12 protein-coding genes and 1 pseudogene are annotated in these 13,001 nt (G+C 61.6%); 9 read left to right on the top strand and 4 right to left on the bottom strand.

Features of this window, described 5'->3' with window-relative positions:
- Positions 1 to 1,566: 1,566 nt before the first annotated feature.
- Both ABIA70_RS11000 and ABIA70_RS10995 read right to left on the bottom strand, forming a co-directional pair.
- Entirely contained in the window at positions 1,567 to 3,027 is a 1,461-nt protein-coding gene (locus ABIA70_RS11000; protein WP_354147813.1) for an HIRAN domain-containing protein, read from the bottom strand.
- Between the two features lie 12 nt (positions 3,028 to 3,039).
- Positions 3,040 to 3,192, bottom strand: a pseudogene (locus ABIA70_RS10995) (DUF4236 domain-containing protein); the annotation flags it as partial.
- A gap of 456 nt (positions 3,193 to 3,648) precedes the next feature.
- Between ABIA70_RS10995 and ABIA70_RS10990 the strand changes: the two are divergent.
- The 4 genes from ABIA70_RS10990 (at position 3,649) to ABIA70_RS10975 (ending at position 6,602) form a co-directional block, all read left to right on the top strand.
- Positions 3,649 to 4,656 carry a DUF4192 family protein gene (locus ABIA70_RS10990; RefSeq protein WP_354147595.1) on the top strand — a complete coding sequence of 336 codons (1,008 nt, stop codon included), beginning with the start codon at positions 3,649 to 3,651 and terminating at the stop codon, positions 4,654 to 4,656.
- A 160-nt stretch (positions 4,657 to 4,816) separates the two neighbouring features.
- A complete protein-coding gene (locus ABIA70_RS10985) occupies positions 4,817 to 5,407 on the top strand; it encodes a TetR/AcrR family transcriptional regulator (RefSeq protein WP_354147594.1) in 591 nt (196 codons plus the stop codon).
- 84 nt (positions 5,408 to 5,491) lie between these two features.
- Positions 5,492 to 5,743: a hypothetical protein gene (locus tag ABIA70_RS10980; RefSeq protein WP_354147593.1), complete on the top strand. Its 252-nt coding sequence runs from the start codon at positions 5,492 to 5,494 to the stop codon at positions 5,741 to 5,743.
- A gap of 271 nt (positions 5,744 to 6,014) precedes the next feature.
- On the top strand, positions 6,015 to 6,602 hold the full coding sequence (locus tag ABIA70_RS10975) for a sigma-70 family RNA polymerase sigma factor (protein WP_354147592.1): 588 nt from the start codon (positions 6,015 to 6,017) through the stop codon (positions 6,600 to 6,602).
- 625 nt (positions 6,603 to 7,227) lie between these two features.
- Here ABIA70_RS10975 and ABIA70_RS10970 read toward each other — a convergent pair.
- Together ABIA70_RS10970 and ABIA70_RS10965 are read right to left on the bottom strand one after the other, a co-directional pair.
- Positions 7,228 to 7,422, bottom strand: a complete 195-nt coding sequence (locus ABIA70_RS10970; protein WP_354147591.1) for a hypothetical protein — start codon at positions 7,420 to 7,422, stop codon at positions 7,228 to 7,230.
- Positions 7,423 to 7,859: 437 nt separating this feature from the next.
- Positions 7,860 to 9,077, bottom strand: coding sequence for an IS110 family RNA-guided transposase (locus tag ABIA70_RS10965; RefSeq protein WP_354147590.1), 1,218 nt, complete (start codon positions 9,075 to 9,077; stop codon positions 7,860 to 7,862).
- Positions 9,078 to 9,743: 666 nt separating this feature from the next.
- Between ABIA70_RS10965 and ABIA70_RS10960 the strand changes: the two genes are divergently transcribed.
- The 5 genes from ABIA70_RS10960 to ABIA70_RS10940 all read left to right on the top strand — a co-directional run bounded on the left by ABIA70_RS10960 (position 9,744) and on the right by ABIA70_RS10940 (position 12,960).
- Complete coding sequence (locus ABIA70_RS10960) at positions 9,744 to 10,139, top strand: cupredoxin domain-containing protein (protein WP_354147589.1); 396 nt, start codon at positions 9,744 to 9,746, stop codon at positions 10,137 to 10,139.
- Positions 10,136 to 10,609 (top strand): hypothetical protein, encoded by a 474-nt coding sequence (locus tag ABIA70_RS10955; protein WP_354147588.1) that lies wholly within the window; start codon positions 10,136 to 10,138, stop codon positions 10,607 to 10,609. Before ABIA70_RS10960 ends, ABIA70_RS10955 begins: the two co-directional genes overlap by 4 nt.
- Before the next feature lie 178 nt (positions 10,610 to 10,787).
- Positions 10,788 to 11,561, top strand: coding sequence for a CHRD domain-containing protein (locus tag ABIA70_RS10950; protein ID WP_354147587.1), 774 nt, complete (start codon positions 10,788 to 10,790; stop codon positions 11,559 to 11,561).
- 24 nt (positions 11,562 to 11,585) lie between these two features.
- Positions 11,586 to 12,275, top strand: coding sequence for a class F sortase (locus tag ABIA70_RS10945; protein WP_354147586.1), 690 nt, complete (start codon positions 11,586 to 11,588; stop codon positions 12,273 to 12,275).
- Positions 12,276 to 12,321: 46 nt separating this feature from the next.
- Entirely contained in the window at positions 12,322 to 12,960 is a 639-nt protein-coding gene (locus ABIA70_RS10940) for a hypothetical protein (protein ID WP_354147585.1), read from the top strand.
- The last annotated feature ends 41 nt before the right edge of the window (positions 12,961 to 13,001 follow it).

Genomic DNA, 13,001 nt, shown 5'->3' with positions numbered 1-13,001 from the left:
GGACCCCTTGGTAGTAGACGACAATTGAAGACCTTCCGGGGCCGAGCGCCGACCGAAATATAGGATGAGCAAGTATCATCCCGATCACCGGGACGCATGTGTACCCACTGGGATGGTTCCTCCGAATACGTTAGCTGACTGTTGAGCCCACCACAACACGCGGGCGCGCTGCCAAGGCTGTTTAGGCCTAAAGACTTTGCCTTGATGTCCCTGGGGGCTGACCGGGAAGCCACAGTGGGCCAAGGCTCCGTCAGCGTGCGGCGCACGTCAACATGACGTCAGGCTGTCACTCAAGTACCGTCAGCATAGGGATCCAGAAGGCGTTTCTACACCCCCTTTGGCCAAGAGTCTTAGATTCCGGCTGACAGTTGGTCGCCCTCATCAAGTGCTCGGCGTTCCAAAATGGTTACGTCCAGTCCGGCCAGCTGCCCGGCTGGTCTTTATGATGGAACTTCCCCGGTCCGGCTAATTGGACGCTCCACCGGGCTGGGAATGTCGTACGCGTGTCCACACTTCACCGGAAGTTTGTCCACACGCTTAGCCTAAAAAGCCTCTGGCCTGGGAAAACATCGGGTCGGTAGGTGGTCTACGGTCCCACACACCGTCACTCCTCACCGGTTCTGGGTCCGGTGACCGCTGAGCCATGGGCTTCACAGACTCCCGCGGCCAAATGCCCCCGGCACAGATACGGTGATCCGCCCCAGCCCCATCTTTTCTACGCTCAGCGATGAGTTTCGCGGAAATCCCGGCAAGCGGTCACGTCGGAACCAGCGCCGATTTCATCTATATGGGGACCGCCCGAAGTAGCTTGCTGCACAGCCGAAGGGAGCACGGCACAGACGAACTTCGATTCACCGGCGCTCAGGGCCTACCGGCGGCCCGTTGAAACAGTGTTGACACTGTCAACACGTGTTTAGCCCGACAAACACGCCGCCGGCCAGCCTGCCAAGCGCGGGGAGCACCTGACGGATGGAAAAGCGGAAAGAATATCCCGGCCAGGTCACGTCGTCAGAACAACTCGGAGCAATGGATGAGTGATGGCCAACAAGGGCCGCATGAACAACCGAGAAGCGAGGACCTATCCCCCCACAAGCCAGCAGGCGGAGGGCCCACCAGCCAGGACCCTGACCCCGCCACCCACACAACTGCACAGGCCACCGCGGCGCCAGGCACAGACCGCGGCCGGTGTCAGAGGGACCCGCGGAGGGTTAATGTCAACACATTAAAAGCAAAAACCCCTCTGACGAGGGGAAATGCGTGCCCGAGGTGGGACTCGAACTACATTCCAGCCCTTGCAAACACCGGGAAGCCGCGAAAACATGCGGACTCCGGAGCAATCCGGCCCAGTTCCAGCCGATCCGAGCCCTAAAGTGTGGACAATGTCCACACCCCAATTTCGGCCCTTCAGAACTATCAAACCCTCGACCGCACCCTACAGCGAAGGAACTCCGTTCTTCTTTGCCCTGAAAGAATTGACGCACTCGAGGACCGCTTCCGGCATCAGGATCTAGCCTTGGCCCGCGATGCAAGTCTTAGCGATTAAGAACAGCCAGAGAGCAGCGTCTCTTACCCGACGTAGGCAGGTGGGAGGACATAGTCCGCAGCCTGAGGGAGAAGCTTCGGGGCCGTGTGAGGCCCTGTGGCGAGCCAGTCATTGCTGATCTCGGTTGCTTTGGCGGCCTGAAGAACGAGTTGCGCGGCGAGGGCCGAACCGGTGATTTTCGCGTAGGCCAGGGCCGTTTCGCCGACAGCCTCCGTATGCTCGAGAAGCGGAAGCAGGTGCGCCGAAGTGACATTGCTTAGTTCCCCGACCCGTTCTCCGTTGAGACGGACTTCGACAAAGGGCCGCTGAGTCCCGTTTTTCAACGTGTAGATCTCTTTGTGGAGAGTCACGAACAAGAGTCCGACACCTTCGGATGGGACGTAGCGGGACAGAACGTCGAAATGGTTTTCCTCCTTCAGGATCTGAATTCCAGACCCCCACGGCAGTAGTGTGTTCACGCCCGTCGGGGCCTCGTTGAGCGGAGCGATCATTGCCGGTTCCGGCAGTGCAACAGTGACACGGGCGCGAAGTTGATCCCCCTCGTCGTAGGCCCAGACCCGAGCAGCGCTAGCGGCGACAAGACCGCTGGCAATAATTCTCCTTACTGGTTGCGCGTAACGGACCGCGTCTTCACGGCTCAGGTAGCCGAGCACTCGCCCATTCCAACGCACACTGATCGCGTTCGAGTCATAGGGGTTGTCCGGCTCCGCCACCAGTTCTACCTGAAGACTTTCAACTTCACCCTCGCTCCTTTGAGCGGTCAGGGCACCACTGGCACGCAAGGCAGCCCTTATGCCTTCGCCGTATGCATGCTCGCCCACAACTTCGACATTCGGCCACTCCGAGCGACCAAGCGACATATGATAAGGCTCTCCCTTAGGGGTCGTAGCGTGATTCCGCCCTGAGGCCGGCGTGGCCGCTTCAAAGGAAACCGGATGAGGCGGAGTGGCATTACCTGAAGCTTCAACTCCGGCGCTGACGGCCGGGGTCGGGGCAGACACATCAGAGTTGCCAGACCACGTCTCGTCCTCCCACGCCTGTCGGCGCCTGCGCCGCTTCCGGATCAGGAACAATAGCCCGACAATTCCCGCAGCCAGCAGTATCCCCGCAGGGGAAGAAAGCGTCACGACCAACAGCAGCAACCCAAGCAAGGTCCACTGGGCAATTACACCAGCCTTCTCGATCCCAGCTACGCCCCGGCCGCCGGCGTTCAATTTTGCAGGGCTCTCACCGATGTAGTTAAGGACATTCGCTGCCTGTCCAAGGGTCAGGTGCATGAGACTGGGACGCGTGCCCGTTACGCGGGCGACAGCTGCGCGCACGAAGTTTCGCTGGAACTTCGATGCCGCAGCCGTACTATCGGGGGCCAGGAGCTGCCGCCAGGTTTCGTCATCAATCAGCACGCGACCGGCCGAGCCGCCAGCGGGACTGGATCCCCGTGCACCGGGCTTCACTACAGGGCGGCGGTTCGAGCTGCTGGTCACATAGGAGATCCCAGTTTTGGGGATTCTCACGGTACTCGTTGTACGGCCTGTCGCCGACTTCGTCACCCGAAACGGGCCAGCCCCAACACTAGCGCTCACGCCACGCTTCGAAGCCGTGATGCGCACAGGTCCAAAACGCTTTGACTTGCGGTAACGAAAACCCAACCCGCACCCCCATTAGGCACACGAAAAGCCAGTTCTCCTCGTACCAGAGATTCTATGCGTCGCACTTCGGGAATAGGACAGTTCCAGCCAACTCCACCTATTCGTGAACAATCCGCTAAAGAGAGGGTGAAAGCCGCTAAATCGGTCGAAGTCATGCCGCTCGATACTTTCGCGCCGATAGACAAGTACAAACACGAACTGCTTGTCATTCTGATAAGTCCCCATGATCGCTGGGAGGGTCCTCCGCGCAACCAGGGCGCTACCGCGCCGACGCCGGAACCGAAAACTTTCCAGAAGAACGAACACACCCTCCGCGACGAAGTTTTCGCCCCCGGCGCCGGTCCCCCAAGTTGCACTCCGGCCCCTCAGCCCACCGGATGGTCCCCTACCAGAACGACGCCCATAACCAACAACCGCAGAAGAAACAGCAATCGCAAGGGTGAAGGAAACGGGATCATGGAAAAGCTCACGATCAAAACACCATCAGATGTTCTCAGCTTCATCGGGCACACCCTGGGCTTCTGGCCTCAGGAAAGCCTGGTCTGTATCACGATGCACGAGAACAGCATCGGCGCGACCCTCCGAATCGATCTCCCCCGCCAACCAGGGCAGGAACTCCCCTACGCACGGACCGTCGCCCACTACCTGGCCAGCGACACCACCGCCACGGCCGTCCTCTTCGCCGTCTACACCAACGAAACCACCCAAACCGGCTCAACCAGGCCGCAGGCCAGCACCATCGCCGCGCTCACCGGCGTCCTCGCCGAACAAGGGATCACCATCCGGGACGGGCTCTTCGCCGGCAAGGACACCTTTTCCCCCTACGACGGCGAACCCGGCACCAGCATCGCCCTGCCCGTCAGCTCCACACAAGCCAGCGCCATTAACGCCGAATTCATCTACCGCGGCAGCTTCGTCGAACCCACCGACCGGATCACCCTTCCGAGCAGCAGTCAGGCAGAGGCTAAAGCGGCCGCCGTCGAACACCACATCGAGACCATCAGGACCGAACCAACAGACACCGCTCTCCAGCAGGGCCGGAAACTCTGGGCCGACATGCTCGCCTCCAAGGATTTCCCCAGCGATGACGACTGCCACGCGCTCGTCGCCAATCTGCAGTTCCCCGCAATCCGCGACCGGCTTATCGCCGACATCGCCGGCGTCGATGAACCTATGCAGCACATCCTGTTCGCCCAGACTGCAACCGCCCCAATGTGGTCACGCATCGAATGGGCACAACAACTGCTCCTGCACGCCTACACCCGCACCAGCCCGGAACACGCAGCGCCGGTCCTCACAGCCATCGGCTACATCAAACAATGGATCTGGACGAGATCGTCGAGGATGATGAAGATGCGGTGCTGCGCCCCGACGATTTGTCCTGAGGGCGACAGCGGGGATCCAGAATGCCGCCAAGAACGATCAAATCAACAGGCTGTGGAGCCGGTCACGGGGCGGTCCTGATACGGCGTTGTTGAGCTACTACCTGACAAGTGTACTGACCTGTCTGTCTGGTTAGGGTGTAGTGTCTGCTGTGATGGAACACTCACAGAGCTCTTTAGCCGACCCGGTTGGCACTCCTGCCCTTTCACAGCCCTCTCCTGTTGGCGCGCGGGAGCGTATCATGGCGGCCGCCTACGAACTATTCGCGCAGCGGGGCATCCGCGATGTCGGCATCAACGAGCTAATTCTGCGTGCAGGGGTTGCCAGGGCCACGTTTTATCAACACTTCACCTCCAAGGATGAGTTGGTACTCGCTTTCCTGGAACGCTGCCACCAGAACCTCACGGTCGAGCAGATCATTGCCGAATGCAGAACGAGCTCCGAGGACCCGGCAGCCCAGTTACTGACGATTTTCGATGTTCTGGACGGGTGGTTCCGGCGGGATGACTTCCAGGCCTGTGCGTTCGTGAGCACCATGCTGGAAATGGGCCCTACCCATTCCTTGGGAGAGGCATCCATCGGCTATCTGGCCCAGGTAAGGGCCTTCATGCGAACACTCGCTGAGGAAGCGGGTCTGGACCAGCCAGAGGCTTTCGCCAGGTCCTGCCACATTCTGACGAAAGGGTCCATTATCTCGGCGGTCGAAGGGGACAGAGAGGCGGCCGTCCTGGCCAAACGTATGGCCGTTTCACTCATCTCCGCCCACGGGGGCATCCTAGCCCTGACCGGCAGCGGTCTGGCGATGCCCGAAAACACGAGAACCGGCTCCTGACAGGGGCTTTCCGGCCCCCGGCGCCGGGAAGTTGAGGCAGCTGTGCCCAAAGACGGACCCCCGCACCTTGTTGAAGGAGCCATCATGGCGTATTCGCAGTTCGACCAGTTCCTCCAGGAAGCCACCTATCGTGAACAGGGGTCAGATTCGACTCTTGACCCGGACTCCTTGTATGGCCTCTACACCAGCTGGTGCAGTGTGTCCGGCAACACCCCGCGCGCTGAGCGCGCCTTCTGGGCTGCGATGCGTGATCGCGCCGGTTCAGGACAGGCCCTGCGCATGAAGGGCCCTGCGGCCGCGGACTACATCCTGACCAGCTACCCGGCCTTGGTGTGAGGCCCACGATGACCACAACGTCAAGCAGCTACGTTCCCCGGGGCATGCATGAGCCACGGGGGGAACGCCCCTGGTGCCCAACGTGTGACACCGACCTGCACCTCGAGCTTGATTCGCCGTCCGTGCCTGGACGGAAGGCAGGCACTCTCGCGGTGGCCGTCCTCTGTTCCAGCTGCCGCAGGTCCCGGGTGGTGAACACTACAGCAGAGCATCTGGCCGCTCTGTCTGCGCGGCCCACCGGTGGTTCTCGGTTCCCAGATCCGGAGGAGCCGTGGACCGTTTAGCTGAGCAGGATACTGCGTCTGCGACCGGCCAGGCCCGGGACTTTCTTGCTAGTCTGTTGCTGCGCACGTCCCAGGGTGATGATCAGGCATTTAGTGAGTTCTACCGCCGCACATGCCGACAGGTCACGGGATTGGTCCGGCGCGTGGTCATTGACCGGGAGCTCAGTGAAGAAGTGGTCCAGGAAGTATTCATTATCGTGTGGCAGGATGCAGCGAAATACCGCCCCGCTGCCGGGACTCCGATGGCGTGGCTGATGACCATCGCCCACCGAAGGGCAGTTGATAAAGTTCGGGCAGCCCAAAGCAGCCGCAATCGTGACCATCGATGGGCAGCGACCGCGCCGAGCGCCTACGACGGCGTACTCGATGCCGTGGCAGAGAAGGTGGACGCCCAGATCCTCACCGCTTCGTTGGCATGCCTCTCGGACCTGCAGCGCGAATCCATTGTCCTTGCCTATTTCGGCTCGTTGACCTGCCAGGAAATCTCGGTGAAGCTCTCTGCGCCGCTGCCTACGATCAAATCCAGAATCAGGGATGGACTCCAACGGCTCAGGGCCCATATCGACCTTGTATGATCCCGCGACACCTGGTATGGCTGAGCCCAGTACATTCCTGGTGGATTGAAAAACTTGTTGGCACCTGGCGTCACACTCCCCAAGCCCCCTTCGCCACCCAATGGCCACATCTCACAAAGCGGCACAAAATTCCTGCAGACCTGGGCGCGTGCTCCTGGGCGAGTGCTACAGAGGACAGGCCTGGTGCATCCTCCAGCCTTCAGCAGGGGTGTAAACCGCGACGACATTGCCCGCACCAAAAGCCGTATTTGATCCCGGGGTATGCCGCAGAACTGCCGAGGAGCACGTCAAACCCCGCAAAGCATCCTCCGCCCTGGCTAGAGCATCGCCCACATTGACGCAGGGGAGAACGGAACGCCCAACCGTCTGCACCGTGACGTATTCCACGAAGTATGGCATGGGCAGAAACATGACACATCCACCGGCCCCGGGAATAGGGCCCAAAGTCACGGCGGTTCCCGGTCCAAAGCAACGACGGGAAGCTCGAGCAGGGCCACGGCCACCTTTGCGATTCTGAGTTCTGAAGAGCCACCAGCTTCCGAGACGGTTCTACATTTCCGCTTCTGAAGAGGCTAAGGCAAAAGACATCTCACGGTGCTAAGGCGTCAAGTACCAGTCCTGCTATTCAAGGCTGTTGCGAGAGATAAACGATCAGCATGCCGATCAGGCCGAGTGCCCCTGACCCGAAAGCCACGGGTAGTACAACTTTTTTCTGCCGAAATAGGATGCCGGTTTTTTGCTTGTCAACGAGGGAAAACAAAACGGTAGCAAAGAGACCAACGCCGCCAACCGCGAAGAGTGTCAGCCCGAAAGCAGTCATCCGCCGGCACCTGTAGTCGACGCCTTTCTCACCCAAACGACCATGGTTAGCCCAGCGAGCACACACAACGCATAGAACGGCCACTCGCCGCTACCTGTCACTACGTGGGTAATGAGCATGATGAGCGCGACCACAGTCAGGGCAGAAGTCCCGACGGTCATTATCAGCTTATGCCCTGGCGAAAAGGGCCCTATTCCACGCATACTCAGCTCTTTTCTAAACGTCAGCCTCGCTACTTAGCGACAATACCGGCCATCTAGTTGGTACACATCTGCTTGCGCCATTTCCGCTGGAGGTCCGCTAATGGGGAAATCACGCATCCCGGTAACCCCTGTCCAAGAAGTTCCCCGAGATGTCGTAGGCGCAGGGCGGCAGCACAGCATCACGACCGATCCCGGCCGTTGGGAAGAGTCTTGGTTTGTTTGATGAGGTTCTGGTCAGGCTGCAGACGCGAAGGCGTGTTGCTCGTCGAATAGGTTCCGGCTTTGAAGGCAGTAGTAGAGCTGGCCGAGGAAGCGGTTGAAGAGGTTGCGTTGGGCAGCTGCATGCCAGTCGCCGGCTGTTCGGCGCCGTCGGTAGTGTTCGTAGGCGCCTGTGGAGCAGTTGAGTGAGGCGAAGGCCCAAAGAAATCCTGTATTCATGAGCCGGTGGTTTTTGACGTATCGTCGGCCGACGTAGGTCTTCTTTCCGGATGCGCGGGTGATTGGGGCTGATCCGGCGTAGGCCTTCAGTGCTCGGGCGTCGATGAATCGGGTGGGGTCATCGCCTACTTCGGCGAGTATTCGTGCGCCGAGTTGGACGCCTAAGCCTGGAAAGCTCAGAAGGATTTGCGCGTCGGGATGCTGCAGGAATGCCTCTTCAACAGCTTCGGCGAGTCGGTCTGCTGCTGTGCATGCAGCATCAAGTTGCAGCAATAGGGATGACAGCTGCATACCCATGGCGTCCTCGACGGTCTGGGGATGCCGGGCGTAGTTGGCACGGAAAATTTCTTTGAGCTTTGCTGCTTCCGTCTCGATTCCCCTGCTGCGGCCTGCTCGGCGGAGAGCTGACTGCAGCTGTGTTGTCGTTAGTTTTGCTGCCCGGGCAGGGGTCGGGGCAAGGGTCAGGATGACACGGGCATCCTCACGCGTGAGACCGTTTTGTTTGCAAAGGAACGCCTGTAGCGCGGCGGGATAGTAGTAGCGCAGGAGCGAGCGGACCTGGTTGGCTATTTGCTGCCGGGCCCAGACGGCGTCTTGTTGAGCACGGGCGAGGACGGTGATGGCCCGGGCCAGTTCGCTGTCCTGTGGCAGGGGCCGGTGGGCTGCCATGTCGGTGCGCAGGATGTTGGCCAGAACCAGGGCGTCGCCGTGATCGGATTTCTTGCCGGAGAGCGCGTACCGGTCCCGGTATCGGGCGGCTGAGAGCGGGTTCACCGCGTAGATTTGTCGTGTTCCTGTTCGCAAGGTGGCTACGAGGAGTCCGTGGCTGGTCTCGATCGCCACCGGGATCGGGGCCCGCGGGTTGTCTCCGTGCTCGGCGCGCAGCTCCAGCAGGGCCTTGTAGCCGGCGGCGTCATCGGTGATGCGTTGTTTTGCTAGTAGCTCGCCGGCCTCATTGACGAGCGCGATGTCGTGGTGATTTTCGGCCCAGTCGAGGCCGCAGTACACGTTCAATTCCTGCTCCTAACTCTTCTCCCTGTCATGGGTGAGCCTGTTCGGGGCACGCGGCGACCTAATTCCAGGACTCGTTGGTCCGCCATCTCACTAGCCGTTCGTGACACCGGCTCATCCAGGGGGCCTCAGTCTTATTCAAGAGCTCGGCGGCTCGGGAAGTTAGAGGGAGGTCGCCCCTTGATGGGCTCGCACCACAAAGAGCTTCAGCCTGTAAGTCCTGCGGAAGTCGCAGACACTCCGCAGGAACCGGTAAGCCGTTGGTCCTTCGAACAGGGAAAGGTCAAGCCAAGCTGTATGACGGGTTTCAAGACATCCAATGCGCCGAGTGGCAGCCGCTCTTTTGCGAGGCCTCCGGGACCAGGAAACTTTAAGGTGTCCACCGGCGCCGGGTTGTCAGGAAACCCGCCGCTTCAGCGGCTTCGGAAGATCAAAACTGGAGCCGCTAATACAGAATTAGGAAATGTGATGACCATAGGAGCATCAGGTAGCGGAAAGGCTTCACTTTCGCAGGTATTGCTGGCGACTGGGCGGCGTGATGAACTCTTTCGAACCCCAAGTCAGGGCAGTCCCTAAGAGTGCGGGTGACGAATAGCGGGTGTGGGGTAGTTTCCTGAAGGGCGCGCCGTCCGGTGTGTTGCAGGACAGAATCCCTTGAAGGGGATTGTCATGAGAACGATCAACCGTATTCTGACCGTAGTCGCCGCTGTGTCGCTGGCGGCCGTCACCGGGTGCGCGGCTCAAGGCGGGGATTCGTCCGCGCCTCCGCCGGCGGCCAGTTCCGCCGCACCCTCTGCCGGCGGGTCGGAGCCGGCGCCCGACGCGGTCATCACTATTGAGGATTTCACGTATGAGCTTCCGGTGTCGGTGACGCCGGGTGCGATGGTGACGGTCACGAACGCCGACAGCGCCCCCCACACCTTCACGGTCAAGGGCAAGGGCGGGGTCGACATTGAGGTCCCCGGAGGTGGAACGGGGATTTTCCCGGCCCCGGACGCCCCGGGTGAGTACGAGATTATCTGCACCTTCCACCCGCAAATGAGCGGGATGCTGGTCGTCAAATGAGCCGCCCCGAGCTGAACCGGCATGACCGGCTTCTGTGGGTGTTGCGGGCCGGGGCCGCGGCGGGCTTGGTGGTCAGCGCTGTCATCCATGTTCAGCTCGCGCCGGATTATCAGCAGGCCGCCCCGGGCGGGATCGGGCAAGGCACACTCTTTCTGGTCCAGGCCGGGGCCGCGGCCGTGGCAGCGGTGTTCGTGCTGCTCAAAGGTTCCCGTATGGCGTTCGCTGCCGCCGCCGTGGTGGCGTTATCGTCCTTGGCCGCGGTCATCCTGTACCGATATGTCCAAGTCCCCGCTGTCGGGCCGCTGCCGTCGATGTATGAACCGGTCTGGTACACGGCGAAGACCGTTACTGCCGTCGCTGAAGCGGCCGCAGGCGCCCTGGCGGTGGCCGGGTACGTCCTGCTGCACAGCAACCGGGCTGGATCAGGACCGGTTTCCCGGGGCCGGCGCCGCGGTGCGCCGGCCCCCTGATCCGTCATCCGGTGACCGCTTGGAGGTCGTATCTGGCCGTCCGCATGGCGGTGGCCTGCAAAAACATGTGAACCCGGCCACATCAGTACCCATCCTTTTCTGGAGCGGGTGCGAAGTACTGTTGTCCCCTTCTCTTGGGGTGCCAACATCACACGTGCGTGTATGAGGAGAAATTGCAATGAATAAGACACTCCGCTTTATGGCTGTTCCCACATTGGCTTTGGGCGCCCTTGCCCTTTCAGCTGCCCCGGTCATGGCCCATGACGGCGCTGAGCATTACCAGTCCACCCTGGGCCAGTTGAATGGCAGCTCAGCTTCGGGCAGCGTCACTGTTGATGTCACGGGCAACCAGGCCCATGTTGTGCTGAACGTTTCCGGCCTGGCAGCGACGTTTATGGACGCCCCGTACCCGCACGTCCAGCACATCCACGGCGGCGCCAAGGGCGTCTGCCCGGCACCGTCGGCGGATACGAACGGCGACAAGGTTGTTAACACCACCGAAGGCGCCCCGTCCTACGGCGGCATCGTCACCACCTTGTCCACCAGTGGTGACACCAGCCCGGCAGCAGGCCTTGATCTTAAGGTCGCCGGCCAGGGCGCTGCTTACACCGTTGACCGGACGTTCGAACTGAATGCTGAGACCAAGGCCGCCCTGAAAGCGGGCACCGCGGTTGTGGTGGTCCACGGCCTTGACCCCGCAACGCTGAGCCCTGCCGCGCAGGCAGCCAAGAGCGACCTTGTCCCTGAACTTCCGCTCGCTGCTACCTCCCCCGCCCTGTGCGGGACCCTGACCGCCGGGCAGATGAAAATGCCCACAGGCGGAGCAGCAACCGGCATCCCCACCGAAACCGGCACCGACACCGGAGCCCTCGCCCTCGGCGGCGGCCTGGCACTTGTCGCCCTCGCCGGCGGAGCCTACGCCGTCCGCCGCCGCACCTCCGCAGCAGCCTAAGCACCAGCTGATCGGATCACTACCGTGACACCCAAGAACCCCGGCCACCGCAGAGGCCCCCTGGCCTCCACGGCGGCCGGGGTTCTGCTCCTGCTCACCCTCGCCGGCTGCGCCGGCGGACCCGCCACCACCCCCGACGCCGGACCGGCTCCTTCGGCCCCGGTCTCAGCCCCTGCTGCCCCTACCACTCCCAGCGCTCCACCGTCTGCGTCCGCCCCGGCCCCCGCCGCGGACACACAACAGCTCCCGCCGGTTATGTCCGCGTCGGCTCCCGTCACCCTGACCATTCCCTCAATCGGGGTCCGGACGGACCTGATCCACCTTGGACTGGAGGAAAACGGTTCCCTCAAGGTGCCGGAGGACACCGGTAACGGGGCCCCCGCCAGCTGGTACGACGGTTCCCCCACCCCTGGGGAACGCGGACCCTCCGTCGTACTCGGGCACGTCAACTCCCCCAACGGTCGCGGCGGCGTTTTCGCGGACCTGCGCAAACTCACCCCCGGCGCTGAAATCACTGTCTCCCGGGCCGACGACAGCACCGCCGTGTTTACCGTGGACCGCGGCGAGCTCTACCCCAAAAACGGGTTCCCCACCCTGAAGGTCTACGGGAACACTCCCGGGTCCGAGCTTCGGCTGATCACCTGTGACGGCTACGACCCCGCCACCGGGGAGTTTGATGACAACTACGTCATCTACGCCACCCTCAAAGCCTGACGACGGCCCGCCACCGACAGACGGGGCGGCCAGGATGGAAAAAACGATGAAACAGCACAAGCCTCTGCTGCTCTCACTTGCATTGACGGCTCTGCTGCTCTCCGGCTGCGCAACAGCGGCCGGGTCCGTTACCGCACCACCGGAACCCCCGACACCGGTAGCCTCAACTGCTTCGACCGGGGACGGGCACACGGACAGTCACGGCGGCGGACACCACGGAAAGTCCTCAGCCCCTGCCGCCACGATCGAGGGGCCCAGCGACGCCGCAAAAATGGTATGCGGGGATCAGCCCATGGACCGCCTCACCGCCATCCTGGACCTTGAGCAGGACCCGCACACAATCAATGACTGGGCCGACAGCACCTTCACCTGCACCTACCACCTGAATGAAGGGGACCTGGTCATCTCCGTCAAGGAAGCCAAGGACAAGGCCACGGCACTGACCTATTTCGACGCGATGCAGGCACTGGCAAAAAACGCCACGCCCATCGAAGGCCTCGCCAATCTCGGCTTCCCCGCCTATGAAACCGCCGACGGCTCAGCAGTCTTCCAAAAAGACAGCTTCATCCTCCACGTGGACGCCGCCGACCTGCCCGCCACCCTTGGACCGGAGAACATCACCCGTAACGCCCTGGCCTACCAACTCTCCACCACCATCCTCGCCTGCTGGATCGAACACCCCTAAGAATCAGTCCGTGCACAACCAGGGATCCGCACTGGCGGGCT

It is taken from the genome of Arthrobacter sp. 754, from assembly GCF_040548695.1.
Classification (GTDB): Bacteria; Actinomycetota; Actinomycetes; order Actinomycetales; family Micrococcaceae; genus Arthrobacter.
Note: the sequence above shows the minus strand (reverse complement) of the source record. Positions and strands in the feature narration are given on the sequence as shown.